Origin of the sequence: Salmonella sp. NW1250 (genome assembly GCF_051812965.1) — a bacterium.
Classification (GTDB): Bacteria; Pseudomonadota; Gammaproteobacteria; order Enterobacterales; family Enterobacteriaceae; genus Salmonella; species Salmonella enterica.
The window spans coordinates 256,878-281,622 of sequence record NZ_JAMNDD010000006.1; the positions used below are offsets into that span (position 1 = coordinate 256,878).

Consider the following 24,745-nt stretch of genomic DNA (forward strand, 5'->3'; position numbering starts at 1 on the left):
GCTCCGCGGCTTAACATAAAATCAACAATTGCGATTGAAAAGCAGACGACTGCCCAAATATTTCTTATGGTTAAATCCAGATACATTAATGTTGTTATTGTGTGCAAAGATGCGTCTCGTTACAACCTTAACGCCAATTAACGCTTTCGGGAGAATAGCTCATGAGTTTATTTGATAAAAAACATCTGGTTACTCAAGCAGATGCGTTACCAGGACGCAACACCCCGATGCCGATCGCCACTCTGCATGCGGTAAATGAACACTCTATGACCAATGTCCCTGCCGGGATGGAGATCGCCTACTTCGCTATGGGCTGTTTCTGGGGCGTAGAACGTTTATTCTGGCAATTGCCCGGCGTATATAGCACCGCGGCAGGGTATGCGGGCGGTTACACGCCTAATCCAACCTACCGGGAAGTCTGCTCCGGGCAGACCGGTCATGCCGAAGCGGTACGGATAGTGTACGATCCTGCCGTTATCCGTTATGAGCAGCTTTTACAGATTTTCTGGGAAAATCACGATCCAACGCAGGGGATGCAACAGGGTAACGATCACGGTACGCAATACCGTTCTGCGATTTATCCCTTAACGCCGGAACAGAGTGCCGCTGCTCACGCCAGTCGCGAGCGCTTTCAGTCGGCAATGGCCGCCGCCGGAAACCATCGCCCTATTACCACGGAAATCGCCCATGCGACGCCGTTTTACTACGCCGAAGATGAACACCAACAGTATCTGCACAAAAATCCATACGGTTACTGCGGGATTGGCGGGATCGGCGTTTGCCTGCCGCCTGACGCGTGACGACGCTGGCGTAGGGGGAACTTGTCGGAGTTGAAAATGAACCCTCTGGCGACTTTACAGTAGCTTACGCTATACTAGCCCTGAACTTATCGGCTCACTGCTACGAGCCGGTTTTCATTAAACGTTACCACACGGATTTATAAACTTCCCTTCCGAGGATCTGGCGTTTCGCCGGATAAGATATGTTAAACAGTATATTCATTATATTCTGCCTGATCGCTGTAAGTGCGTTCTTCTCCATCTCCGAGATCTCGCTTGCCGCATCACGTAAGATTAAACTTAAGTTATTAGCTGATGAAGGCAGTATCAACGCACAACGCGTATTGAAAATGCAGGAAAATCCCGGCATGTTTTTCACCGTTGTGCAAATTGGCCTGAACGCCGTCGCTATTCTTGGCGGTATCGTCGGCGATGCGGCATTTTCGCCCGCCTTTTCCGCCCTTTTCTCGCACTATATGTCGCCAGAACTCTCCGAGCAGCTGAGCTTTATTCTCTCTTTCTCGCTGGTGACGGGGCTGTTTATCCTGTTCGCGGATTTAACCCCGAAACGCATCGGTATGATTGCGCCAGAAGCTGTGGCTTTGCGTATCATCAACCCGATGCGCTTCTGCCTGTTCGTTTTTCGCCCGCTGGTGTGGCTGTTTAACGGCATGGCAAACAACATCTTCCGCCTGTTCAAAATTCCAATGGTGCGGAAAGACGACATTACTTCTGATGATATTTACGCAGTGGTGGAAGCCGGCGCGCTGGCGGGCGTCTTGCGCAAGCAAGAGCACGAACTGATTGAAAATGTGTTTGAACTTGAATCCCGCACCGTACCGTCTTCCATGACGCCGCGCGAAAGTATCATCTGGTTTGATCTGCACGAAGACGAACAAAGCCTGAAGAAAAAGGTCGCCGAACATCCGCACTCAAAATTTTTGGTGTGTAATGAAGATATCGACCACATCATCGGCTATGTAGACTCCAAAGATCTGCTGAACCGCGTGCTGGCGAACCAAAGTATGGCGCTGAATGGCGGCGTGCAAATTCGCAATACCTTGATTGTGCCGGATACGCTGACCCTTTCTGAGGCGCTGGAAAGTTTCAAAACGGCGGGCGAGGATTTCGCGGTCATTATGAATGAATACGCGCTGGTCGTCGGTATCATTACGCTGAACGATGTGATGACCACGCTAATGGGTGACCTGGTCGGCCAGGGGCTGGAAGAGCAAATTGTGGCACGCGATGAAAATTCCTGGCTGGTTGACGGCGGCACGCCGATTGACGACGTCATGCGCGTGCTGGATATCGATGAGTTTCCGCAATCCGGCAACTATGAAACCATTGGCGGCTTTATGATGTTTATGCTGCGCAAGATCCCAAAACGTACCGATTCGGTGAAGTTTTCCGGCTACAAATTTGAAGTGGTGGATATCGACAACTACCGTATCGATCAGTTGCTGGTGACGCGTCTCGACAATAAAAGCAACGTACCGGCGCCAAAACTGCCCGATGCGCAAGGTAAAGAAGACAGCGCGGCCTGAAATCCGTTTGCCAGAAACATCAACGGCTCCTGATTCAGGAGCCGTTTTTTTTTACTTTTTTAACCTACTGCATAGCACTTTTGGTTACGCCATCTCAGTTTGCAGACGCATAACCTGACGGTTAACTTCAGACATCACAGACAAGTGCTGCTTGTCTCTCACTTTTGGGATAAGCATCTTACCCTTATCGAACTCAAAAGCGCCAACATCCTTGATATATAACCGTCCACGGAACAGGATCTTCACGTACTTCGCCACCTGTAGCGGGTTGTAGCGTTGGAAAATTTTCATTGTTGTCTCCTGCAGAGTATTACGCCCTTGCGGTGCCACAATCGGCCCAACAGTTTTAAGGCGCAAATTTTAATGCCATATGACTATAGACCATATCTACGTCGTTTCCAGTGTGCATAAGTATATTTACCTTTTGATTACAGTTATTCAGAATTATCTAAACATCAGCTCATTTTTCTCAGTATATGCCTTCATTTTTCACAGGAAGTGTGCGCCCGCCCGCAAACTGGCATCCCCTTTGCGGGAAAAAGCATCAATCGCACATATGATTAACTATCGGCCCAAAGTGGTCGGATCACCTGCAAAAAAATAAAGAAGGAATGACCATGACCCTACGTAAAATTCTGGCGATGTCGTGTCTGCTACTCCCCATAATGGCTTGTGCGCATAACCTTGAAGTTAACCAACGGGTGCCGCCGGTAGGCATTGCCGATCGTGGCGAACTGACGTTGAATAAAGATGAGTTTAGTTATAAAAACTGGAATAGCGCGCAACTGGCGGGAAAAGTGCGCGTCCTGCTGCACATTGCGGGTCGAACGTCAGCGAAGGAAAAAAACGCCACGCTGATTGAAGCGATTAAATCCGCCGGGTTTCCGCATGACAGATACCAGACGACCACAATTGTGAACACCGATGATGCGATCCCCGGCTCCGGTATGTTCGTGCGTAGCAGTATAGAAAGTAATAAAAAGCTCTACCCGTGGTCGCAATTTATTGTCGACAGCAATGGCGTGGCGCGTAACGCCTGGCAATTAAAAGAAGAGGGGTCCGCCGTCATCGTGCTTGACAAAGACGGTCGGGTTCAATGGGTGAAAGATGGCGCGTTAACCCAGCAAGAGGTACAGCAGGTGGTCGACCTGCTGCATAAGCTCCTCAGTAAATAGTCACCCGGAAGCCGGGGTTAAGGAACGACTCACGAGGGGTATAGTCCAGCGTTTTTCCCTGCCAGTCGTGAACGTGCGCCCCGGCTGCAACAGCAATGGCATGACCTGCGGCAGTGTCCCAGACGCTGGTCGGCCCAAATCTGGGGTAAAGCTGCGCCTGGCCTTCCGCCACAAGACAGAATTTCAGCGAGGAACCAATAGAAGTTGTCTGATGTTCGCCAAGCTGTTGGAGATATTCGGTGAGTTCATCATCCGTATGCGAACGGCTAATCACCACCAGCGGCGGGCGGGCATCCCGGACCTGAATCTGCTTACGCACTCCGCACTCCTCTTTCCAGGCCTTACCTTCCGCCGCGTAGTACATCACTTTCAGCACCGGCGCATAGACCACGCCCAACACCGGTTTGCCCTGCTCAATCAGCGCGATATTGACCGTGAATTCGCCATTGCGCTTGATGAACTCTTTGGTGCCGTCGAGCGGATCGACCAGCCAGTAGCGCTGCCAGTGCTGGCGCACTTCCCAGGCAGGCGGATCTTCTTCTGAAAGCACCGGAATATCCGGCGTGAGCGTGCGTAACCCTTCGAGAATCACGGTATGTGCGGCGATATCCGCCGCAGTGACTGGAGAATCGTCCTGCTTGCGGGCGTACTCCATCGGTTTGGCTCCATCATAAACCTGCATAATGGCATCGCCCGCGTTCCGTGCAAGCTGGCATACTTGTTCTAACATTCTCCACCTCTTTATGACGGGGGCGTTAACTCGTTGTTTTACTTATACCCGATCGTTAAGGGTTCCGCCAACTGTGATACCGTCTGCGGTTTTGATAATACCTTTCATGGCATGATTCACCCTTCTGTGAACACTCGCAAAAAATCGGCCGGATGGGGCGGTTTCGCCTTCTTCTGGCGACGGTCGGAACGATATCGGGTTTCACTGTTTATCATCGCTATTTTTCACTATCCGGCTTTTCTATTGCGTTCTTAAAAGGTGCCTCTGATGATTAAGTTTAGTGCAACGCTTCTGGCTACGCTGATCGCCGCCAGCGTGAATGCGGCCACCGTCGATCTCCGTATCATGGAAACTACTGATTTACATAGCAACATGATGGATTTCGATTATTACAAGGATACCGCAACCGAAAAATTCGGATTGGTACGTACCGCAAGTTTGATTCATGCCGCCCGAAATGAAGTCAAAAACAGCGTGCTGGTGGATAACGGCGACCTGATTCAGGGGAGCCCTCTGGGCGATTATATGGCGGCAAAAGGGCTCAAAGACGGTGATATTCACCCGGTCTATAAAGCGCTCAACACTCTGGATTACGCGGTTGGGAACCTCGGCAACCATGAGTTTAATTATGGTCTGGACTATCTGCATAACGCGCTGGCCGGCGCGAAATTCCCTTATGTTAACGCCAATATTATCGACGTTAAAACCCAAAAGCCGCTCTTTACGCCTTATCTGATTAAAGAGACGAACGTTATTGATAAAGACGGCAACCCGCAAACTCTGAAAATCGGCTATATCGGCTTTGTTCCGCCGCAAATCATGATTTGGGATAAAGCGAACCTGAGCGGCAAAGTTACCGTCAATGACATTACGGAAACCGCCCGGAAATATGTGCCCGAAATGCGCGAGAAAGGCGCTGATATCGTGGTAGTCATTGCTCACTCAGGCCTTTCTGCCGATCCGTACCACAGCATGGCGGAAAACTCGGTTTATTACCTCAGCGAAGTTCCCGGCGTCGACGCGATTATGTTTGGCCACGCCCACGCCGTCTTCCCCGGTAAAGATTTTGCCGACATCAAAGGCGCGGATATCGCCAAAGGTACGCTTAACGGCATTCCTGCGGTAATGCCAGGCATGTGGGGCGACCATCTGGGAGTGGTCGATCTGGTGCTCAATAACGACAGCGGCAAATGGCAGGTTACGCAGGCGAAAGCGGAAGCGCGGCCTATCTATGACGCCGCCGCTAAAAAGTCGCTGGCAGCGGAAGACAGTAAGCTGGTCAATATTCTGAAAGCCGATCACGATGCCACCCGCGAGTTTGTCAGCAAGCCCATCGGTAAATCCGCCGATAATATGTACAGTTATCTTGCTCTGGTGCAGGACGATCCTACCGTACAGGTGGTGAATAACGCGCAAAAAGCGTATGTGGAACACTTTATTCAGGGCGATCCGGATCTGGCGAAACTGCCGGTGCTGTCCGCCGCCGCGCCGTTTAAAGTTGGCGGGCGTAAGAACGATCCTGCCAGCTTTGTCGAGGTGGAAAAAGGCCAGTTGACCTTCCGTAACGCCGCCGATCTTTATCTCTATCCGAATACGCTGGTGGTGGTGAAAGCCAGCGGCAAGGAGGTAAAAGAGTGGCTGGAATGTTCTGCCGGACAATTTAATCAGATTGATATTCACAGCAACAAACCGCAATCGTTGATCAATTGGGATGGCTTTCGCACCTATAATTTCGATGTCATTGACGGCGTGAATTATCAAATCGATGTGTCACAGCCCGCCCGCTATGATGGCGAATGCCAGATGGTGAATCCGCAGGCGGAACGTATTAAAAACCTGACCTTTAACGGTAAGCCTGTCGACCCGAACGCTACGTTCCTGGTCGCCACGAATAACTATCGCGCTTACGGCGGCAAGTTTGCCGGCACGGGCGACAGCCATATCGCCTTTGCGTCTCCGGATGAAAATCGCGCCGTGCTGGCGGCATGGATTGGCGCAGAGTCAAAACGCGCGGGCGAAATCCATCCGGCGGCGGATAATAACTGGCGTCTGGCGCCAATCCACAGCGATACGGCGCTGGATATCCGCTTTGAAACATCGCCAGGCGATAAAGCCGCTGCCTTCATTAAAGCGAAAGGGCAGTATCCGATGAAGAAGGTTGCCGTCGATGATATCGGTTTTGCCATTTATCAGGTGGATTTAAGCAAGTAACGTGTGTCCCGTATGGCGCTGCGTTTATTCGGCCTGACTGGCAGGCCGAATAAAGCGCTAGCCGTCATCTGATAAACGGTCCCGCTGCGCCAATACCTGGGGCAAATTCAGTTCTATCCAGTCCGCCAGCGCGGCGACTTTATCACTCACCTGCTCGCCAAGCGGCGTCAGGCTGTACTCCACATGCGGCGGAACAACTGGATATGACACCCGGTTGAGAAATCCGTCCTGTTCAAGCGCCTGTAACGACTGCGCCAGCATCTTTTCACTCACGCCTCCCATCTTGCGGCGCAGGTCGCTAAAACGGTGTGTACCATCGCGTAACGCGACCAGAATCAGTACGCCCCAGCGACTGGTGACATGTTTTAACACCTCACGGGACGGGCACTGTTCAGCAAAGAGATTGCCTTCACGCAACTGCCGGGAAAGAGTATGAGCGCGCATTGATACTTACCTTTTTGTACGTACTTACTAAAAGTAAGTTTAGGTGGTAGCGTAATAAAACACAAGACCAACACTGAGGAGTTCACCATGATTGCTATCACTGGCGCAACAGGCCAACTGGGCCAACACGTTATTGAAAACCTGCTAAAAACGACGCCCGCCAGTCACCTCATCGCGATCGTCCGTAACCCGAAAAAAGCCGCCCCGCTCAGTCAGCGCGGGATTGCCGTTCGCCAGGCGGATTACGCTAACGAAGCCGCGCTGACCACCGCCTTACAGGGCGTTGATAAACTGCTGCTTATATCATCCAGCGAAGTGGGACAACGCACCGCGCAGCACCGCAACGTTATTCAGGCCGCCATTGCCGCGAAGGTGAAATTCATCGCCTATACCAGCCTGCTACATGCGGATAAATCGCCGCTGGCGCTCGCCGATGAACATATTGAAACGGAAAAGATGCTGGCTGAGTCAGGTATTCCTCACACGCTATTACGTAACGGCTGGTATACGGAAAACTACCTGGCGAGCGTCCCTGCCGCGCTGAAACATGGCGTCTTTATTGGCGCGGCGGGAGAAGGGAAAATCGCCTCCGCAATGCGCGCTGACTATGCCGCCGCCGCCGCGCGCGTCATCCGTGAAGAGGGTCACGCCGGGAATGTCTACGAGCTGTCGGGTGATGGCGCCTGGACATTAAGCCAGTTGGCGGATGAACTTACTCATCAGAGCGGAAAAAAAATCGTCTACCAGAACCTGAGCGAAGTCGATTTTGCCGCCGCGCTGAAAGGCGCAGGCCTGCCTGACGGACTGGCGGATATGTTGGCCAATTCTGACGCTGGCGCGGCGAAAGGCGGCCTGTTTGATGACAGCCATACGCTGCGTAAACTCATCGGTCGCCCGACGACGACGCTCACAGAAAGCCTTCGCTCCGTACTGTAAGTGTTAAAATTTAGTTAATTTATGTGGCATCCTCATAGACCTTCTCTGATAATGACGGAACGGTTTATGAGGAGAATCTGATGATTAGCGGCGTGCTATACGCCCTGCTGGCAGGGCTAATGTGGGGATTGATTTTCGTCGGCCCGTTAATCGTGCCGGATTACCCGGCCCTCTTACAGTCAATGGGACGCTATCTGGCGCTGGGGCTGATTGCCCTGCCGATTGCCTGGCTAGGCCGCACGCGGTTACGCCAGTTGACGCGCAAAGACTGGTCCACCGCCCTGTCGCTGACCCTGATGGGCAATGTAATCTATTACGCCTGCCTCGCCAGCGCCATTCAGCGAACCGGCGCGCCGGTGTCGACGATGATCATCGGGACATTGCCGGTCGTCATTCCGCTTTTCGCTAACGTTCTCTATAGCCAACGAGACGGCAGATTATCCTGGCGGCGTTTAGCGCCCGCGCTGGCGCTTATCGGTTTTGGCCTGCTGTGCGTCAATATTGCTGAACTTAGTCAGGGATTATCCGATGTTAGCGGCTGGCGCTATGGTTCAGGCATTGTGCTGGCGCTGATTTCCGTAGCGTGCTGGGCATGGTATGCGCTGCGCAACGCCCGCTGGCTGCGGGAAAATCCCGACAAACATCCCATGATGTGGGCAACGGCGCAGGCGCTGGTTACGCTGCCGGTCTCGTTAATCGGCTATGCGGCGGTCTGTCTGTGGCTGAGTATCCAGAAACCGTTGTTTACCCTGCCCTTTGGCCCGCATCCCGCGCTGTTTATCGGTCTGATGATCGCCATCGCGGTGCTGTGTTCCTGGGTGGGCGCGCTGTGCTGGAATATCGCCAGCCAAAAATTGCCAACCGTTATTTTAGGGCCGCTGATTGTTTTTGAGACGTTGGCGGGACTGCTCTATACCTTCATTCTGCGCCAGGAAATCCCGCCATTCCTGACGTTAAGCGGCATTGCGCTCCTGGTAGCGGGCGTGGTCATTGCCGTGAGAGCGAAACCGGAAAAAGCGACCGTCGTTCCGGTCACGGAACGCTAATTTCATACTCGCTTAAATTATACGCACCCCGAAAGAGTTATAGCCTCGCCTTAAAGATGCATTTAAAATACAACTTATATTATTGCAAATGAGGTAACGGCTATGGCTTATCGCGATCAACCTTTAGGCGAACTGGCGCTCTCTATTCCCCGCGCATCGGCGCTGTTTCGCCAGTACGATATGGATTACTGCTGCGGCGGAAAACAGACGCTGGCGCGCGCCGCCGCGCGTCACGACGTCGATATTGACATCATTGAAGCGCAACTGGCGCAGTTGGCTGAACAGCCCATCGAAAAAGACTGGCGCGCCGTTCCGCTGGCAGACATTATTGACCATATCGTTGTGCGCTATCATGACCGACACCGCGAGCAACTGCCGGAGCTTATCCTGCAGGCAACCAAAGTGGAACGCGTCCACGCGGATAAGCCAAACGTCCCACGCGGCCTGACAAAATATCTCACCGCGCTGCATGAAGAGCTTTCCAGCCATATGATGAAAGAAGAACAGATCCTGTTCCCAATGATCAAACAGGGTATGGGTCGCCAGGCAACGGGCCCGATAAGCGTAATGGAAAGCGAGCATGACGAGGCGGGAGAGCTGGTAGACGTCATCAAACACGTCACCCAAAATGTAACGCCGCCGCCAGAAGCCTGCACCACCTGGAAAGCGATGTATAACGGCATTAATGAGATGATTGATGATCTGATGGAGCACATCAGCCTGGAGAATAACGTGCTGTTCCCACGCGCGCTGGCCGGGGAATAATCGCCAGCCGGGCATTTTGCCGGATGGCGGCTGTAAACGGCGCCTTATCCGGCCTCCAAATCAACGCTACGCTGTAAGCCCGGTAAGCGCCAGCGCCACCGGGCAAAACAATTAACGCATTCCCGCCATCCGTTTCTTACCTATCAACAGCCAGCCCAGACCCAACGCGATAAACCACAGCGGCGTCACGATCAGCGCCTGGCGCGTATCGTCTTCCAGCGTCAGTAATACCAGCACGAATGCAAAGAACGCCATGCAGACCCAGCACATCAGCTTACCGAGCGGCATCTTATAGATGGATTTTTCATGCAGGTGGGGACGCTTTTTGCGGTACACCAGGTATGAACACAGAATGATGGTCCAGACAAACATAAACAGGATAGCCGAAACCGTAGTGATCATGGTGAATGCGCCAATCACGCTCGGGTTGACCATCAGCATAACCACGCCGCCCAGCAGGCAGATACAGGAGAAGGTCAGGCCTTTCGCCGGTACCGCGCGTTTTGATAGCTTAGCGAACGCTTTTGGCGCCACGCCTTCTTGCGCCAGGCCAAACAGCATACGGCTGGTCGAGAAGACGCCGCTGTTGGCGGAAGACGCCGCCGAGGTCAGCACAACAAAGTTGATCACGCTCGCGGCGGCAGGCAGACCCACCAGTACAAACAGCTCGACAAACGGGCTCTTATCCGGCACCACGGAACTCCACGGCGTCACCGACATAATGACAATCAGCGCAAAGACGTAGAACATGATGATACGGATCGGTATTGAGTTAATCGCGCGCGGCAGCGATTTTTCCGGATCTTTAGTTTCTGCGGCGGTAGTACCGACCAGCTCAATGCCCACGAAGGCGAACACCGCGATCTGGAAACCGGCAAAGAACCCGCTAATACCTTTCGGGAACCAGCCGCCGTCATTCCACAGATGCGCGAAAGACGCTTCAACGCCGGTCGGCGATTTAAAGTGCATCGCAATCATCACCAGCCCGACCACAATCAACGCCACGATGGCGACGATTTTGACCATAGCAAACCAAAATTCCATTTCACCAAACATTTTAACGGTGGCGAGGTTGAGGCTTAGCAGCAGGATCACTACCGCCAGCGAGGCGACCCAATCGGAAAGGCCGGGAAACCAGAACTGCGCGTAGGCGGTAATCGCCACCACGTCAGCCATACCGGTCACTACCCAGCAAAACCAGTACGTCCAGCCGGTGAAATATCCCGCCCAGGGGCCAAGCAGGTCAGAAGCAAAATCGCTAAACGATTTATATTCCAGATTCGAGAGCAGCAATTCCCCCATGGCGCGCATCACGAAAAAAAGCATAAAACCGATGATCATATACACAAAAATGATCGACGGTCCGGCGAGACTGATCGTTTTACCCGATCCCATAAACAGACCGGTACCAATAGCGCCGCCAATAGCGATAAGCTGTATATGACGGTTTGTAAGATTGCGCCGTAGCGACTGTTCAGCCGGAGCCTGTTCGTCGGCTGCGACTTTTACCTGATCTACCATGTTTTTCTTCCTGTACCTGTCTGTGTTGTGCGGGCTCTACGGCCTTTGGTCTATGATACGACGATCCTGTTATCAGGACTCATCGATATTAGGTAAGAATCGGCGGGATGAATACTCAGATTCAAATACAATGTTAATTTTATGTTTAAAATGAGTGTTATATCACTTTGATAATGCGAATTAGCTCACAAAAATACACGTAACGACGCCATTTGCAAAATAAAATATTGGCATCTGCTGAAGTCAGGATTGCCGGATAAGGCGTTTACGCCGTCATCCGGCAAACCCGGGGCGCTTACAGAATTTCCAGCAGTTCCACCTCAAACACCAGGGTGCTGAATGGCGGAATAGATGCCCCGGCCCCACGCTCGCCATAGGCCAGCTCCTGTGGGATAGTCAGTTCCCATTTGGAACCTACCGGCATCAGAGTCAGCGCTTCAATCCAGCCGGCGATCACGCCATTTACCGGGAATTCAGCCGGCTCGCCGCGCGCGACGGAGCTGTCAAATACGGTGCCATCAATAAGCTTACCGGTGTAATGCACGCGTACGCGGTCGGTACGCGCCGGAATCGCGCCTTCGCCCTGCGTCAGAACGCGGAACTGTAAACCAGACTCAGTACTGTTCACACCGTCTTTTTCGCGGTTTTCTTCCAGGTATTTCACGCCTTCGGCCGCCATCGCTTTGAAACGCTCACGACGCACCGCGTCCGCACGCTCATGAATTTCACGCAGCGCACGATGCACCACATCAACAGGAACCGCCGGGTGTTTACCTTCCAGCGCATCAGCAATGCCTGCAACCAGCGCTTCAGGCAACAGCCCTTCAAGACCGGATTCGCTGAGCTGCTGCCCTACCTGCAAACCAATGCCGTAGCTCGCTTGCGCTTCAATAGTGTCAAAAGTCGGGGTGGCCATTATTTTTCCTTCATTGGATATCAAAAAAGTAGCGGGCAGCATAACAGCCACGCTTCTTCTGGTAAAACTTTGTCTCAGGGAGGATGACAAATCGCAGGGAAAAAGAAACAATAGATTATCCGTATTGATGTCACGAAAGCGGATAGCACTACCAGTATCATAGCGTTAGCCATCTATACTCTATGATTAAGGAACGAGATGCGGAGCAGGAGGTAAACCATGCCCGGGCGCTTTGAATTAAAACCAACCCTGGCGAAAATCTGGCACGCGCCGGATAATTTTCGCATCATGGAGCCGCTGCCGCCTATGCATCGTCGTGGCATTATCATTGCCGCTATCGTGCTGGTGATCGGCTTCCTGCTGCCCGCCAGCGAGACCAGCGACTCGCCTGTCGTCACGCGGGAAGCGCAATTGGATCTGCAATCGCAATCACAGCCGCCGACGGAGGCCCAGCTTCAGGCGCAACTGGTGGCGCCGCAAAACGATCCGGATCAGGTGGCGCCCGTTGCGCCGGAACCTATCCAGGAAGGCCAGCCGGAAGAACAAAACCAGCCGCAAACGCAGCCTTTCCAGCAGGATAGCGGCATCGGTCAACAGTGGCGCTCGTACCGGGTAGAGTCTGGTAAAACTCTGGCGCAACTGTTCCGTGACCACGGACTGCCCCCGACAGACGTTTATGCAATGGCGCAGGTAGAAGGCGCTGGCAAACCGCTGAGTAACCTCAAAAATGGTCAAATGATTAAAATTCGCCAGAATGCCAGCGGGGTGGTGACAGGTTTAACGATAGATGGCGATAACGGTCAACAGGTGCTGTTTACGCGTCAGCCTGACGGCAGTTTTATTCGCGCACAGTAACGCCGGCTGCGCCTTACCCCGCCTATACCCTATTCGTTCAGGTGAAGCATTACCGCTTCACCTTATTCACCCACCAAATCCCCGAACACACCAGCACCAGCGCAATCATGTATTTCCACTCCAATATATTCTCGCCGAGAAAAATAGCCGAAAGAGCCGCGCCGGAAACCGGGATCAGAAAGTTAAACGGCGCAATCATCCCCACGCGATTATATTTGAGTAAAATGCTCCATAGCGCAAAAGCGACCGACGAGAGCAGCGTCAGGTAGACTAAAATCGCCACCGACGAGAAGCCATGTATCGTCAGCGTACCGCCAAAAACGTAACCGCCAAAGACCAGTACCAGACCGCCAATCCCCAATTGATAGCCAGTCATGACCATCGGATCGACCGTCTGCGAGAGACGTTTGCCATACAACGTGGCCGCAGAAAGAATAAACGCCGCCAGCACCACGGAGCCTTCTCCCGGCAGATTAAAGCTGAAATCCAGGCCGTTGCTGACGTTCACCACCATGACGCCCGCAAAGCCCAGAATACAACCGAGCGTTTTGTTGTAGCTCAATCGGTCGTTCTGATAAATAAAGTGCGCCAGCAATACGCTGAAGAATGTGCCTGTCGCGTTCATGATTGAGCCTTTCACGCCGGAGGTGAACGCAAGGCCGATATAGAAAAAGAGATATTGTAGCGACGTCTGAGTCAGCCCCAGTAACGTTAACTGAGCAAACTGGCGCGGACGAAACCGACCAATCGGTTTACGCTGAAGCAGCACGAACAGTAGCAGCAACCCACCCGCAAATAAAAAACGATAACCAGCAAAAACAATTTTAGAAGGGATATCATCGGTGGCTATCTGAAAGAGGTCATAACCGCTTTTGATGGCTGGATAAGCGCTGCCCCATAGCAGGCAACAAAATGCGGCACACACATAAACGACGTTTTTGCGGGCAAACGGGGAGGCCTGGCGTTGGGTATCCATTCTTTCACCAAGAAATTAAAATAATGTTTTATTTTTGATTATCGCGAAAAGAGGGGGAGATAGCCAGTCGAAAAGCGATGGGGTTAAAAAAGCAAAACGCCGGCGCTGGGCCGACGTTTCGTTGCTAGCAAAAACGAGAATGACTGATTACTCAGCAACCACGTTGATGATAACTTTTGCGAATACTTCGCTGTGAACCTGGAAGTTCACTTCGTGTTCGCCAGTGGTACGCAGAACGCCGTTCGGCAGACGAACTTCGCTCTTAGCCACGTCAACGCCAGCTGCAGTCACAGCGTCAGCGATGTCGCGAGTACCGATGGAACCGAACAGTTTACCTTCGTCGCCTGCTTTAGACGCGATAGTAACGGTTTCCAGGGCGTTGATTTTCTCTGCGCGTGCATTTGCAGCAGCCAGAACGTCAGCCAGTTTAGCTTCCAGTTCAGCGCGACGTGCTTCGAAGTATTCAACGTTTTTCTTGGTAGCCGGAACAGCTTTACCCTGTGGTACCAGGAAGTTACGAGCATAGCCCGCTTTAACGTTAACCTGATCACCCAGGCTACCCAGGTTTGCTACTTTATCAAGCAGAATAACTTGCATTACCTTATCCTCTCAAAGTCGTATTAATGGACCGTGACCGATTACTGATGGCGATCAGTGTACGGCAGCAGAGACAGGTAGCGAGCGCGTTTGATAGCGCGAGCCAGCTGACGCTGGTATTTTGCACGGGTACCGGTGATACGGCTTGGGACAATCTTACCGCTTTCGGTGATGTAGTTTTTCAGCGTAGCGATATCTTTATAGTCGATCTCTTGAACGCCTTCCGCGGTGAAACGGCAGAACTTGCGACGACGGAAATAACGTGCCATATGGCTAGTCTCCAGAATCTATCAATTCAATCTGCTCGGCATGCAGAACCATTTTGCTCAGACCGTTCTTTGCCTTGTGGCAAGAAATAAACCCCTGAACGGTTATGCGGCTGCCGACCGTTATACTGTGAGTAATGGCCTGGTTTTCGTGTCCGCTAACAATAACGGGCATTTGGCACCACGCCTGCCGGTGAAAGCCGGCTTCCTCTTGCACAGAACGATGCTCAAGCACGAACTGGCAATGCGGAATTCCTGATGGACTGACCTTTCGAAGGGGGGCCCTGCACACGGTGCCGGACAACGCCAGACGGTTGGTCATCAGAAATTACTCTTCAGAATCCCCAGCTTCAGCATCATCTGCGGTTTCGTTAGCGAAATCATCGCGACGCTCACGGCGCTCGTCTTTCGCTTTAACCATCGGAGAAGCTTCGGTAACAGCGTGCTTAGTACGCATAACCATGCTGCGGATAACGGCATCGTTGAAGCGGAAAGTAGTTTCCAGCTCATCGATCACTTCCTGCGGCGCTTCAACGTTCATCAGAACGTAGTGCGCTTTGTGCAGTTTGTTGATCGGGTAAGCCAGCTGACGGCGGCCCCAGTCTTCCAGACGGTGGATCTTGCCTTCTGCGCCAGTGATGGCGGCAGAGTAACGCTCGATCATACCCGGAACCTGTTCGCTCTGGTCAGGATGGACCATAAAAACGATTTCGTAATGACGCATCGAATTGCTCCTTACGGATTATTCAGCCTCCTGTCTGGGTCAGCCGCGGCCCATGGAGGCAAGGAACGTGTTAAAGGTCGGCTGAAAAATGACGCGTTATAATACTGGCGCCTGCGGGCAAACTCAAGGTGATTGTACAATTATTTATCGTGCCGAACGTAACGCCTGTCCCGTCGCATTTTGCTGCTGAGATATTAACTTCATATCGCATGCCACTATAAACGGCCTGTTGCGGCAGAGAAATTGACACTGTGGGCAGCGCACTTTTTTGCCACACAGGGTTTCTTAAACATAGCGGCATACATCAACGGGTTGTTAATCAGGTAAAAAACGACAATGCGATAATTTTTTGAACAACAGCATCAGAAAAGGTCGCCATCTCTGCGGCGGGTTATGGTTAAAATTAAACCAGAAGCGATTCACTAAAGGGGGATATCGCCAACCAGACCGCGCTGCTGAGGAGGTACTCTATGCGAGCCCGGATAATGTTATTTCTGGCTGCGCTTTTGCCTGGCATAACGGCAACGGCAGCCATCGAGTTAAATAATCATCAGGCCAGAAATATGGATGATGTGCGCAGCTTAGGCGTGATCTACATCAACCACAACTTCGCCACGGAAAGTGAAGCCAATCTGGCGCTGAATGAAGAGGCCGACGTGCGAAACGCAATGTATTATCACGTCATACTTATCCGGGAACCGGGTAGCAATGGCAATATACACGCCAGCGCGAATATTTATCGCTAGCATCAGGAAAACCAACGAAAAAGCCATAGTTGATTTGCCCCCTGAACAGGGGGCTTTTTTCGCGGAAAGATGGCTCCGGAATTAGACCTGTGACATCCCGATAATATTCACATTCCGGAGCTCATACTTCACTTCTGCCCGTAATACGCATTCGGGCCATGCTTACGCATGAAGTGCTTGTTCATCAGATAATCGTCGATGGGATTCAGCGCCGGGTTAATGCCGCGCGCAATCCACGCCATTTTTGCCACTTCCTCCATGACGACCGCGTTATGTACCGCATCGTGCGCATCTTTCCCCCAGGCGAACGGCCCGTGTTGATACACGACAATGCCTGGCGTATGCAGCGGTTCCACCTCGCCCAGCGTTTCGATGATCACCTTACCGGTGTTCAGCTCGTACTCGCCCTGCACTTCTTCTTCGCTTAACGCTCTGGTACAAGGAATATCGCCAAAGAAATAGTCCGCGTGCGTGGTACCGAGCGCCGGAATAGCCATCCCCGCCTGCGCCCATGCCGTGGCGTGGGTGGAGTGGGTATGAACGACGCCGCCAAGCGACGGATAGCGTTGATACAGCGCCAGATGGGTAGCGGTATCGGAAGAAGGACGATAACGACCCTCCACTACTTTGCCATCCATATCCACCACCACCATGTCATCTACCTTCATGGTTTCATAGGCGACACCGCTTGGCTTAATTACCACCAGCCCGCGTTCGCGATCGATAGCGCTGACGTTGCCCCAGGTAAACGTCACCAGTCCATAACGGGGCAAATCCATGTTAGCGTCAAATACCTGCTGCTTGAGCTTTTGCATTAGGCTGCCTCCACCAGACCGGCGCTGGCCATGCGCGCTTTCACCCAGTCACGCGCTTTCGCTACCTCTGCCGCCGGGTTCTCTGCTGTTTCGCTCCACATCTCAATCAGATAGGGCCCGCAATAGCCACTCTGTTTGAGCGTTTCGAAGCAGCGTTCGAAATCGACAACGCCTTCGCCAAACGGCACATTTTTGAACACGCCGGGTTTAGTATCTTTGACGTGTACCGCGACGATATGCCCGATTCCCGCCTGTAGCTCCATCTGTACGTCGTTATCCCAGGCAGACAGATTGCCGATATCCGGATAGAGCTGGAACCACGGGTTATTGAGGTAGTGAGCATAGCCCAGCGCTTTACTGATGGAATTCATCAATGGATAATCCATGATCTCCATCGCCAGCGTCACCTGGGCGCGGCTGGCCATATCAACGCTCTCTTTTAACCCATCGCGGAAGCGGCAACGCGTTTCGTCATTGGCCTGCTGATAGTAAACGTCGTACCCCGCCAGTTGAATGACGCGAATCCCGACGTCCTGCGCAAACTGAATCGCTTTACGCATAATCTCCAGCCCCTGCGCCCGTACCGCGTCATCTTCGCTACCGAGCGGAAAACGACGATGCGCGCTCAGACACATGGACGGCACGCGCACGCCGGTTTCAGCAACCGCGCTCACCAGCGCCAGGCGCTGCTCGCGACTCCAGTCGAGCCGCGCCAGTCGGGCGTCGGTCTCGTCCACCGACATTTCAACGAAGTCAAAACCCAGCGTTTTCGCCAGCCGCAGGCGCTCCAGCCAGCACTCCCCGGCAGGGAGCGCTTTTTCATAGATGCCGAGCGGAATTTGTTTCGACAGCATAGCCGCTCCTTAGCCCCACAGTTGGGCAATGGAGCGTTTGAACTGCCGTGCGGCTTCTACCGGCGATTCGGCATCGCGAATGCTACGCCCCGCGATAAAGACATGGATCGGAATGCCTTTGAACAGCGGCAGGTCTTCCAGCGCCAGCCCGCCGGTCACGGTCACTTTAAAGCCCATATCGGAGAGCCGTTTAATCGCGGTAATATCCGCCTCGCCCCACGCCACGCCTGCCGCCTGCGCGTCACGGCTGCGGTGATAAACCACTTGCTGAATACCCGCATCACGCCACTGCTGCGCCTGTTCCCAGGTCCAGTAACCGGTCAGTTCGATCTGCACGTCGCCGTTGAACTCTTTCGCCACATCCAGCGCGCCTTTTGTGGTGTTGATATCCGCACAGCAAATCACGGTCACCCAGTCCGCGTTGGCTTCGAAACACATACGGGAGAGGATTTTACCGGCATCGGCAATTTTGGCGTCCGCCAGCACAATTTTGTGCGGATAGAGCGCTTTCAGATCGCGAACCGCACGCACGCCTTCGCCCACGCACAGAATGGTGCCCACTTCGATAATGTCGACTTCTTCGGCAATCAGGCGAGTGGTTTCATAAGCGCTATCCATAGTCTGGTTGTCCAGCGCGACCTGCAACATTGGTAATGACATGTTCAATTCCTTCTTAAGCTGCCGCGTTGGTGCGGTCAATGAGATCCAGGACTTCCTGCGCGGTACGGCAGGCGCGTAAACGGTCAAAATTAGCTTCGTCTTCAAACAGATTAACGATCTGCATGATGCCTACTTCCTGATGGGTATTGGCGTCTACTGCCGCCATGGTGATCAGAATATCGACCGGGTCGTTATCTTCGTGATTAAACTCCAGCGGCTTTTTCAGCGTCACCAGAGAAAAACCGGTTTTCTTGACCCCTTCTTCCGGGCGGCCATGCGGCATCGCCAGGCCGGGGGCAATCACAAAATAGGGGCCAAACTGCTCAACGCCATCCAGAATCGCCTGGTAATAGCGCGGCTCTACCACGTCGGCAGCCACCAGTAAATCGACGCCGATCTTGACGGCTTCCTGCCAGGTATTCGCTTCAGCCTGCAGGCGGATAGAATTATTCTCCGCCAGTGAATCACGTAATTTCATGTTGCATCCTTACTTCACGTCTTGCGGGAAATGTTCTTTGATCACTTCCAGCAGTTTCGGGCCAAAATCCGCAGGCGACAGCATGTTGCGCACGCCAACCACATATTTGTTGCCGGTCACGCTGATTTCGCCTGCAATATGGGTAGAAGCGATGATGATATCCGCGCCGCTCAACTCGCTTTTGTACTCGCCAACCGCGCAGCTGTTTACCGTGTGGTCAATGTTTGATTGGGTTAAAAACTGGTCCACTTTCATTTTCATGATCATGGAACTGCCCTGTCCGTTGCCACACACAGCCAGAATACGTACGGTCATAATCAAAACTCCTTATTAAGCAGACTGTTCTGCCAGTTGTTTTTCTGCATCTTCTTCTGCGCGCAGTGCGCGGCCAGCGAAGAACATATAAGCCAGTGCAATTACAATGATGACGGCCATAAAGGCGATACCGAGGGAGAAGAAGCCCTGCATCATCGGCGGTGCCAGAATCGACCAGTCCGCCATACCCATCCAGGCGCTCATCCCCGTGAGTTTCACCGCCCAGACGCAACCAAAGATTTCGATCATCCCCATCACCAGACAAATCTTCAGCGCCGCACGCCAGCCGCCGAAGTGGTTAGCGAACACGCCGATAGTGGCGTTAGAGAAGAACATCGGGATAAAGCCAGGAATAATCAGGATCGAGGAGCCGCAGGCAACCAGGATGCCAACCGCAATCAGCTGGCCGATGGTGCCCCACATAAAGCCCCAGACCACCGCGTTCGGCGCGAAGCTATAAATAGCCGCACAGTCAATCGCCAGTACTGCGCCCGGAATCAGACGCTGGGAGATACCGTTAAAGGCCTCAGAGAGTTCGGCGACAAACATACGCACGCCCTGGGTGATGATGAAGATCGCCACCGCAAAGGAGAAACCGGTTTGCAGGATATAGATTGTCCAGTGGGTTTTACCCGCCATCGCCTGTACGGTATCGATACCAAAGGAGAGCAGAATGGCACCAAAGAAGATGGTCATTACAATCGCCGTGGAGACGATGTTGTCATGGAAAATGTTCAGCCAGCCCGGCAGTTTGAGGTCTTCAACGCTTTCCTCTTTTTTGCCCAGGAACGGCGCGACTTTATAGGCAATCCAGGAAGCAAACTGCTGCTGGTGACCGATGGAGAAACCGCAGCCGTCCGTCACTTCCTGAGTCGGCTTGTACATCATGTTGGAGGTAATACCCCAGTACAGGGAAACCAGTATCGCCGTGCAGATAATGGTGGTCCACATGGAATAGCCGAAGATATAGAAAGAGACCGCAATCAGCCCCGCCTGCTGGAACATGATGTGCCCGGTCAACATGATGGTGCGAATACCGGTAATGCGTCGCAACAAGACGTAACAAATATTCAGCGCCAGCGCGAGCAACACCGCGTAGCCTACCCAACTATACGCATCACCCATCCGTTCGATCGTTGCCATCATCGAAGCATAGGTATCGGAAATCGCGCCGTTGATGCCGTAGACCTCAGACATTTTCGCCACCACCGGTTTAAAGGTGCTGGTCAGAATGCCGGACCCGGCCTGTAGCAGCATGAAGCCAATGATGGTTTTGATCGTCCCTTTGATGATCACGCTGACGCTTTTACGCAGCAGGATATAGCCCAGGCAGGTCACAATACCCAGTAATAGCGGGGCATTGGTCATTACCTGATTAAAGAAAATGGTAAAGATGTTGTAGAGGATCTCCATAACGATCTCCGGTAAACGAGGTTGCTGAGTCACAGGCGCTCAGGATAATGTCCCCTCACTGTAATTTTCAAAAGTAATCACAACAAGATTGAATTTGATTAAATGTGACGTAGCGCGCAAATAATTAGCGCACTTAATACATGGTTTACTTATAGGTAACTCATTTTTTCATTAAATAAGTAAAATCATAAAGATGGATACATCCCCATGACGCCAGGCAAGATTAAATTTTCTCCTGACTGCGTTATCCCCTACCCAAAAGTCAAAAAATAGCCCATTGCCTTCTTGAGAAAATAGTGTCAGGATTAATCAAAACAAATCACGTTTTGAACCATTTTGAACAAACATGAAGGTAAATGCGATGAGTAAAGTACAAAGCATCACGCGTGAATCATGGATTCTGAGCACGTTTCCGGAGTGGGGAAGCTGGCTGAACGAAGAGATTGAGCAAGAGCAGGTCGCGCCGGGTACGTTCGCTATGTGGTGGCTGGGCTGTACCGGTATCTGGCTAAAATCTGAAGGCGGCACTAACGTATGCGTCGATTTCTGGTGCGGTACCGGTAAACAGAGCCACGGTAATCCGTTGATGAAAACCGGCCATCAGATGCAGCGTATGGCTGGCGTCAAAAAATTACAGCCTAACCTGCGCACCACGCCGTTTGTTCTCGATCCTTTCGCTATCCGTCAGATTGACGCCGTACTGGCGACCCACGACCATAACGATCACATTGACGTCAATGTCGCGGCTGCCGTAATGCAGAATTGCGCCGATGATGTTCCGTTTATCGGCCCGCAGACCTGCGTAGATTTATGGGTTGGCTGGGGCGTGCCGAAAGAACGCTGCATCGTGGTAAAACCGGGCGATGTCGTGAAAGTGAAAGATATTGAAATTCACGCGCTTGATGCCTTTGACCGCACCGCATTAATCACCCTGCCCGCCGATCAGAAAGCCGCTGGCGTACTGCCGGACGGCATGGATGTACGCGCGGTTAACTATCTGTTTAAAACGCCGGGCGGCAATCTCTATCACAGCGGCGATTCTCACTATTCCAACTACTACGCGAAACACGGCAACGAACATCAAATTGATGTCGCGCTTGGTTCTTACGGTGAAAACCCGCGCGGTATTACGGACAAAATGACCAGCGCGGATATTCTACGCATGGCGGAATCGCTGAATACCAAAGTGGTGATCCCGTTCCATCACGATATCTGGTCGAACTTCCAGGCCGATCCGCAAGAGATCCGCGTGCTATGGGAAATGAAGAAAGATCGCCTGAAGTATGGTTTTAAACCGTTTATCTGGCAGGTTGGCGGCAAGTTTACCTGGCCGCTGGATAAAGACAATTTCGAATACCACTATCCGCGTGGGTTTGACGATTGCTTTACCATTGAACCCGATCTACCGTTCAAATCCTTCCTGTGAGTCGATATCATGCCGGGATTACCCGGCATTTTTTCCATTTACTTTAGTATTTCCAGGCTATTTCAAATATCATCTTTTCAAATCAATTTGTATCGGAATAGCTCATGACTGAAGCACAAAGACATCAAATACTGCTGGATATGCTGGCACAGTTGGGCTTTGTTACCGTCGAAAACGTGATTGAGCGTCTGGGGATCTCCCCGGCGACAGCGCGCCGCGACATCAACAAGCTCGACGAAAGCGGGAAACTTAAAAAAGTGCGCAACGGTGCAGAGGCCATTACCCAACAACGGCCCCGCTGGACGCCGATGAATCTGCACCAGGCGCAAAACCACGATGAAAAAGTACGCATCGCGAAAGCGGCGTCGCAGCTGGTAAACCCGGGTGAGAGCGTAGTGATTAACTGCGGCTCCACCGCTTTCCTGCTGGGGCGCGAAATGTGCGGGAAGCCGGTACAGATCATTACCAACTATCTGCCGCTGGCGAATTATCTGATCGATCAAGAGCATGACAGCGTGATTATCATGGGGGGTCAGTACAACAAAAGCCAGTCGATTACCCTGAGCCCGCAGGGAAGTGAAAACAGTCTCTATGCTGGCCACTGGATGTTTACCAGCGGAAAGGGCTTAACTGCGGATGGCCTGTACAAGACCGATATGCTAACCGCCATGGCGGAACAAAAAATGCTCAGCGTCGTCGGGAAACTGGTCGCGCTGGTCGATAGCAGTAAAATTGGCGAGCGCGCGGGGATGCTGTTCAGCCGCGCCGATCAGATCGCTATGCTGATTACCGGCAAAAATGCCAATCCGCAGGTTTTGCAACAGCTTGAAGCCCAGGGTGTAAGCATACTCCGCGTTTAAAGATGCTGTCGGAAAAACGCTACCGTCGCCGACAACGCTTCTGGCGTAATGCGATGCCGCACGCCTGCGGCCCATAAACAGGTCACATGCTTATCCAGCTTCGCCCCGGCGAGTGCCTGCTGGAGCCGGAAGGTTTCGATAGCAGGCACCACGTCATCCTCCTGACCATGCCACAACAGAAGCGGCCTGTCGGCCAGTCGCTCTAACTGGTGTGTGACTTCCCATTCACGTAGTGGCGCGATGATATTGTCGAATTCCGCCTGCTGTGCCGGGTTCTGCGGGGATAACGGCGGGAAAAGCGTCCGGGCGAGCCCGGTAAAATAGCCCGACCCCATTAAACTGGCCCCGCATTTTACCTCTCGGTGACGCGTCATAATGCCCAACGCCGTCATACCGCCCATGGATGCGCCGCCCACCGCCAACCGCCCGTCAAGTAGCCAGTTTTCCGCCTGAATCGCCGCACGTAACGTCGTAAATTCCTGCATGTTTTGGTGCAGAATCTGCCAGAATCGGTGTATTCGTCCCTGTGAGTCGCCGCCGAAGCGAGCGCCATGCTCCGGCGCATCCGGCATGACTACCCGGAATCCTGCCTGTGCCAGGGCAACGGCAAAATAACTATAAACCAGGCTGGAGGAGGTGAAGCCATGATAGAACACCACACAGGGAAGCGGCACGGCGCGTTTCCCTTCCGGGAAGGCATGTAGTACGACGCCTCCGGCTAATTGTCGTGTTTCAATCGCTATCATTATTCTCTCCTTTTTATCCGGTATGCCACGGAGAAATACTTAACGCAAGTTTATGGATAGCGCAATAATTCATAATGTTTGAGAACTGGGTTACGCTTTCGCAACGTTTTCATTCGAAAATCGCGTGACAGGTAACACTTCGGGAACATTCCCCCTAAAGGGAAATCAATAAGGCATTACACTATGATTATCAGGAAACGAGATAGAGTTATGCGTCGGTTTGCTTCATTGATAGCAGCGCTGTTATTAAGCGCGTGTAGCGTGCTGCAGGGTACGCCGCAACCTGCGCCGCCTGTCGCCGATCACCCGCAGGAAATCCGTCGCGATCAAACGCAAGGACTACAGCGGATGGGGACCGTAAGCGCGCTGGTTCGGGGCTCCCCGGATGATGCAATAGATGAAATCAGAGCGAAAGCCGTCGCTGCGAAAGTCGATTATTACGTTATCTTAATGGTTGATGAAACGGTTGTAACCGGCCAGTGGTATTCACAAGCCATTTTGTATCGTCAATAACAGTAGATTGATTTTTAGTCAGTTTTACATTGCTTTGCGTCCCTATGCGTTTACCTGTGCACAATAAACAAACAGGTTTACCGTGATGGAGCGTCCTGTTAAATGCGGGGTATGTAATAAGGAGCTGACGATGAAACAAGAACTTGCCTTATCCTCACTGCTGCTTTCTGCCGGACTGGTGAGTACGACGGCACAGTCTGCCGAATTCGCCAGTGCTGACTGCGTAACGGGTCTGAATGAAATCGGCCTGATCTCGGTCAGTAATGTTGCAGGAAACCCACAGGATGTAGAGCGGATTATCGCCCTGAAAGCCGATGAACAGGGTGCGTCCTGGTACAGAATTATTCAAATGTATGAAGAACAACAGTCGGATAACTGGCGCGTACAGGCGATACTCTATGCCTGATGCCGCGTGGCTCGCGCCGGATGGC

The 24,745-nt window shown here is 52.5% G+C and carries 31 protein-coding genes; 13 read left to right on the forward strand and 18 right to left on the reverse strand.

Annotated features, from left to right (window positions below):
* Window positions 1–161: 161 nt before the first annotated feature.
* On the forward strand, window positions 162–800 hold the full coding sequence (gene msrA / locus NBA72_RS13090) for a peptide-methionine (S)-S-oxide reductase MsrA (RefSeq protein WP_000051464.1): 639 nt from the start codon (window positions 162–164) through the stop codon (window positions 798–800).
* 182 nt (window positions 801–982) lie between these two features.
* A complete protein-coding gene (locus NBA72_RS13095; protein WP_000934970.1) occupies window positions 983–2,326 on the forward strand; it encodes a hemolysin family protein in 1,344 nt (447 codons plus the stop codon).
* 84 nt (window positions 2,327–2,410) lie between these two features.
* Here the strand turns inward: NBA72_RS13095 and NBA72_RS13100 are convergent, their stop codons facing one another.
* A complete protein-coding gene (locus NBA72_RS13100) occupies window positions 2,411–2,617 on the reverse strand; it encodes a DUF1107 domain-containing protein (protein ID WP_439004996.1) in 207 nt (68 codons plus the stop codon).
* Window positions 2,618–2,943: 326 nt separating this feature from the next.
* Here NBA72_RS13100 and NBA72_RS13105 point away from each other — a divergent pair, with 326 nt between their 5' ends.
* Window positions 2,944–3,501: a YtfJ family protein gene (locus NBA72_RS13105; RefSeq protein ID WP_042947870.1), complete on the forward strand. Its 558-nt coding sequence runs from the start codon at window positions 2,944–2,946 to the stop codon at window positions 3,499–3,501.
* Here NBA72_RS13105 and cysQ read toward each other — a convergent pair.
* Window positions 3,491–4,231 (reverse strand): 3'(2'),5'-bisphosphate nucleotidase CysQ, encoded by a 741-nt coding sequence (gene cysQ, locus NBA72_RS13110; protein WP_000893398.1) that lies wholly within the window; start codon window positions 4,229–4,231, stop codon window positions 3,491–3,493. The two genes, NBA72_RS13105 and cysQ, sit on opposite strands and share 11 nt — an antisense overlap.
* Before the next feature lie 267 nt (window positions 4,232–4,498).
* Between cysQ and NBA72_RS13115 the strand changes: the two genes are divergently transcribed.
* Window positions 4,499–6,442, forward strand: a complete 1,944-nt coding sequence (locus NBA72_RS13115) for a bifunctional 2',3'-cyclic-nucleotide 2'-phosphodiesterase/3'-nucleotidase (protein WP_000589375.1) — start codon at window positions 4,499–4,501, stop codon at window positions 6,440–6,442.
* 57 nt (window positions 6,443–6,499) lie between these two features.
* On the opposite strand, the gene NBA72_RS13120 is transcribed toward NBA72_RS13115, so the two are convergent.
* Window positions 6,500–6,886 carry a winged helix-turn-helix transcriptional regulator gene (locus NBA72_RS13120; protein ID WP_001201294.1) on the reverse strand — a complete coding sequence of 129 codons (387 nt, stop codon included), beginning with the start codon at window positions 6,884–6,886 and terminating at the stop codon, window positions 6,500–6,502.
* 87 nt (window positions 6,887–6,973) lie between these two features.
* Between NBA72_RS13120 and NBA72_RS13125 the strand changes: the two genes are divergently transcribed.
* From NBA72_RS13125 to ytfE, 3 genes are all read left to right on the forward strand, one after another.
* Window positions 6,974–7,822: an SDR family oxidoreductase gene (locus tag NBA72_RS13125; RefSeq protein ID WP_042947873.1), complete on the forward strand. Its 849-nt coding sequence runs from the start codon at window positions 6,974–6,976 to the stop codon at window positions 7,820–7,822.
* An 80-nt stretch (window positions 7,823–7,902) separates the two neighbouring features.
* Window positions 7,903–8,868: a DMT family transporter gene (locus NBA72_RS13130; RefSeq protein WP_000623290.1), complete on the forward strand. Its 966-nt coding sequence runs from the start codon at window positions 7,903–7,905 to the stop codon at window positions 8,866–8,868.
* Window positions 8,869–8,970: 102 nt separating this feature from the next.
* The gene (gene ytfE / locus NBA72_RS13135; RefSeq protein ID WP_000331471.1) at window positions 8,971–9,633 is read left to right on the forward strand and encodes an iron-sulfur cluster repair protein YtfE; all 663 of its coding nucleotides are present in this window, start codon (window positions 8,971–8,973) and stop codon (window positions 9,631–9,633) included.
* 111 nt (window positions 9,634–9,744) lie between these two features.
* Here ytfE and cycA read toward each other — a convergent pair whose 3' ends face one another.
* Window positions 9,745–11,154, reverse strand: coding sequence for a D-serine/D-alanine/glycine transporter (cycA, locus tag NBA72_RS13140; RefSeq protein WP_000228322.1), 1,410 nt, complete (start codon window positions 11,152–11,154; stop codon window positions 9,745–9,747).
* A gap of 295 nt (window positions 11,155–11,449) precedes the next feature.
* Window positions 11,450–12,070: an FKBP-type peptidyl-prolyl cis-trans isomerase gene (fklB, locus tag NBA72_RS13145; RefSeq protein WP_000235161.1), complete on the reverse strand. Its 621-nt coding sequence runs from the start codon at window positions 12,068–12,070 to the stop codon at window positions 11,450–11,452.
* 219 nt (window positions 12,071–12,289) lie between these two features.
* On the opposite strand from fklB, the gene NBA72_RS13150 reads away from it, so the two are divergent.
* On the forward strand, window positions 12,290–12,925 hold the full coding sequence (locus NBA72_RS13150; protein ID WP_001119448.1) for an OapA family protein: 636 nt from the start codon (window positions 12,290–12,292) through the stop codon (window positions 12,923–12,925).
* 49 nt (window positions 12,926–12,974) lie between these two features.
* Here the strand turns inward: NBA72_RS13150 and NBA72_RS13155 are convergent, their stop codons facing one another.
* The 6 genes from NBA72_RS13155 to NBA72_RS13180 form a co-directional block, all read right to left on the reverse strand.
* Window positions 12,975–13,901 carry a DMT family transporter gene (locus NBA72_RS13155; protein ID WP_042947875.1) on the reverse strand — a complete coding sequence of 309 codons (927 nt, stop codon included), beginning with the start codon at window positions 13,899–13,901 and terminating at the stop codon, window positions 12,975–12,977.
* Between the two features lie 147 nt (window positions 13,902–14,048).
* Entirely contained in the window at window positions 14,049–14,498 is a 450-nt protein-coding gene (rplI, locus tag NBA72_RS13160) for a 50S ribosomal protein L9 (protein ID WP_001196065.1), read from the reverse strand.
* A gap of 41 nt (window positions 14,499–14,539) precedes the next feature.
* Window positions 14,540–14,767 carry a 30S ribosomal protein S18 gene (gene rpsR, locus NBA72_RS13165; RefSeq protein WP_000135199.1) on the reverse strand — a complete coding sequence of 76 codons (228 nt, stop codon included), beginning with the start codon at window positions 14,765–14,767 and terminating at the stop codon, window positions 14,540–14,542.
* 4 nt (window positions 14,768–14,771) lie between these two features.
* Window positions 14,772–15,086, reverse strand: a complete 315-nt coding sequence (gene priB, locus NBA72_RS13170) for a primosomal replication protein N (RefSeq protein ID WP_001519453.1) — start codon at window positions 15,084–15,086, stop codon at window positions 14,772–14,774.
* Between the two features lie 6 nt (window positions 15,087–15,092).
* Window positions 15,093–15,488, reverse strand: a complete 396-nt coding sequence (gene rpsF, locus NBA72_RS13175) for a 30S ribosomal protein S6 (protein ID WP_001216673.1) — start codon at window positions 15,486–15,488, stop codon at window positions 15,093–15,095.
* A gap of 70 nt (window positions 15,489–15,558) precedes the next feature.
* On the reverse strand, window positions 15,559–15,765 hold the full coding sequence (locus NBA72_RS13180; protein ID WP_024132254.1) for a hypothetical protein: 207 nt from the start codon (window positions 15,763–15,765) through the stop codon (window positions 15,559–15,561).
* 193 nt (window positions 15,766–15,958) lie between these two features.
* Here NBA72_RS13180 and yjfY point away from each other — a divergent pair, with 193 nt between their 5' ends.
* Window positions 15,959–16,234 carry a DUF1471 family protein YjfY gene (gene yjfY, locus NBA72_RS13185; protein ID WP_001529484.1) on the forward strand — a complete coding sequence of 92 codons (276 nt, stop codon included), beginning with the start codon at window positions 15,959–15,961 and terminating at the stop codon, window positions 16,232–16,234.
* Window positions 16,235–16,362: 128 nt separating this feature from the next.
* On the opposite strand, the gene NBA72_RS13190 is transcribed toward yjfY, so the two are convergent.
* From NBA72_RS13190 to ulaA, 6 genes are read right to left on the reverse strand one after another with little or no spacing between them, the layout of a single operon-like run.
* Window positions 16,363–17,049 carry an L-ribulose-5-phosphate 4-epimerase gene (locus NBA72_RS13190; RefSeq protein ID WP_001170770.1) on the reverse strand — a complete coding sequence of 229 codons (687 nt, stop codon included), beginning with the start codon at window positions 17,047–17,049 and terminating at the stop codon, window positions 16,363–16,365.
* On the reverse strand, window positions 17,049–17,903 hold the full coding sequence (gene ulaE / locus NBA72_RS13195) for an L-ribulose-5-phosphate 3-epimerase UlaE (protein WP_000949530.1): 855 nt from the start codon (window positions 17,901–17,903) through the stop codon (window positions 17,049–17,051). Before ulaE ends, NBA72_RS13190 begins: the two co-directional genes overlap by 1 nt.
* A 9-nt stretch (window positions 17,904–17,912) precedes the next feature.
* Complete coding sequence (ulaD, locus tag NBA72_RS13200) at window positions 17,913–18,563, reverse strand: 3-keto-L-gulonate-6-phosphate decarboxylase UlaD (RefSeq protein ID WP_042947877.1); 651 nt, start codon at window positions 18,561–18,563, stop codon at window positions 17,913–17,915.
* Between the two features lie 13 nt (window positions 18,564–18,576).
* On the reverse strand, window positions 18,577–19,041 hold the full coding sequence (ulaC, locus tag NBA72_RS13205) for a PTS ascorbate transporter subunit IIA (RefSeq protein ID WP_000776531.1): 465 nt from the start codon (window positions 19,039–19,041) through the stop codon (window positions 18,577–18,579).
* Between the two features lie 9 nt (window positions 19,042–19,050).
* The gene (gene ulaB, locus NBA72_RS13210) at window positions 19,051–19,356 is read right to left on the reverse strand and encodes a PTS ascorbate transporter subunit IIB (protein WP_000218358.1); all 306 of its coding nucleotides are present in this window, start codon (window positions 19,354–19,356) and stop codon (window positions 19,051–19,053) included.
* A gap of 15 nt (window positions 19,357–19,371) precedes the next feature.
* On the reverse strand, window positions 19,372–20,769 hold the full coding sequence (gene ulaA, locus NBA72_RS13215; protein WP_000404873.1) for a PTS ascorbate transporter subunit IIC: 1,398 nt from the start codon (window positions 20,767–20,769) through the stop codon (window positions 19,372–19,374).
* A 361-nt stretch (window positions 20,770–21,130) separates the two neighbouring features.
* Here ulaA and ulaG point away from each other — a divergent pair, with 361 nt between their 5' ends.
* Window positions 21,131–22,195, forward strand: coding sequence for an L-ascorbate 6-phosphate lactonase (gene ulaG / locus NBA72_RS13220; protein ID WP_000049161.1), 1,065 nt, complete (start codon window positions 21,131–21,133; stop codon window positions 22,193–22,195).
* 104 nt (window positions 22,196–22,299) lie between these two features.
* Window positions 22,300–23,055: an HTH-type transcriptional regulator UlaR gene (gene ulaR, locus NBA72_RS13225; protein ID WP_000133618.1), complete on the forward strand. Its 756-nt coding sequence runs from the start codon at window positions 22,300–22,302 to the stop codon at window positions 23,053–23,055.
* Here ulaR and yjfP read toward each other — a convergent pair.
* The gene (yjfP, locus tag NBA72_RS13230; RefSeq protein WP_000560304.1) at window positions 23,052–23,801 is read right to left on the reverse strand and encodes an esterase; all 750 of its coding nucleotides are present in this window, start codon (window positions 23,799–23,801) and stop codon (window positions 23,052–23,054) included. The genes ulaR and yjfP overlap by 4 nt on opposite strands.
* Before the next feature lie 183 nt (window positions 23,802–23,984).
* On the opposite strand from yjfP, the gene bsmA reads away from it, so the two are divergent.
* Entirely contained in the window at window positions 23,985–24,314 is a 330-nt protein-coding gene (gene bsmA / locus NBA72_RS13235; RefSeq protein WP_042947881.1) for a biofilm peroxide resistance protein BsmA, read from the forward strand.
* Window positions 24,315–24,444: 130 nt separating this feature from the next.
* Window positions 24,445–24,720: a DUF1471 family protease activator YjfN gene (gene yjfN / locus NBA72_RS13240; protein ID WP_001518964.1), complete on the forward strand. Its 276-nt coding sequence runs from the start codon at window positions 24,445–24,447 to the stop codon at window positions 24,718–24,720.
* Window positions 24,721–24,745 lie beyond the last annotated feature (25 nt).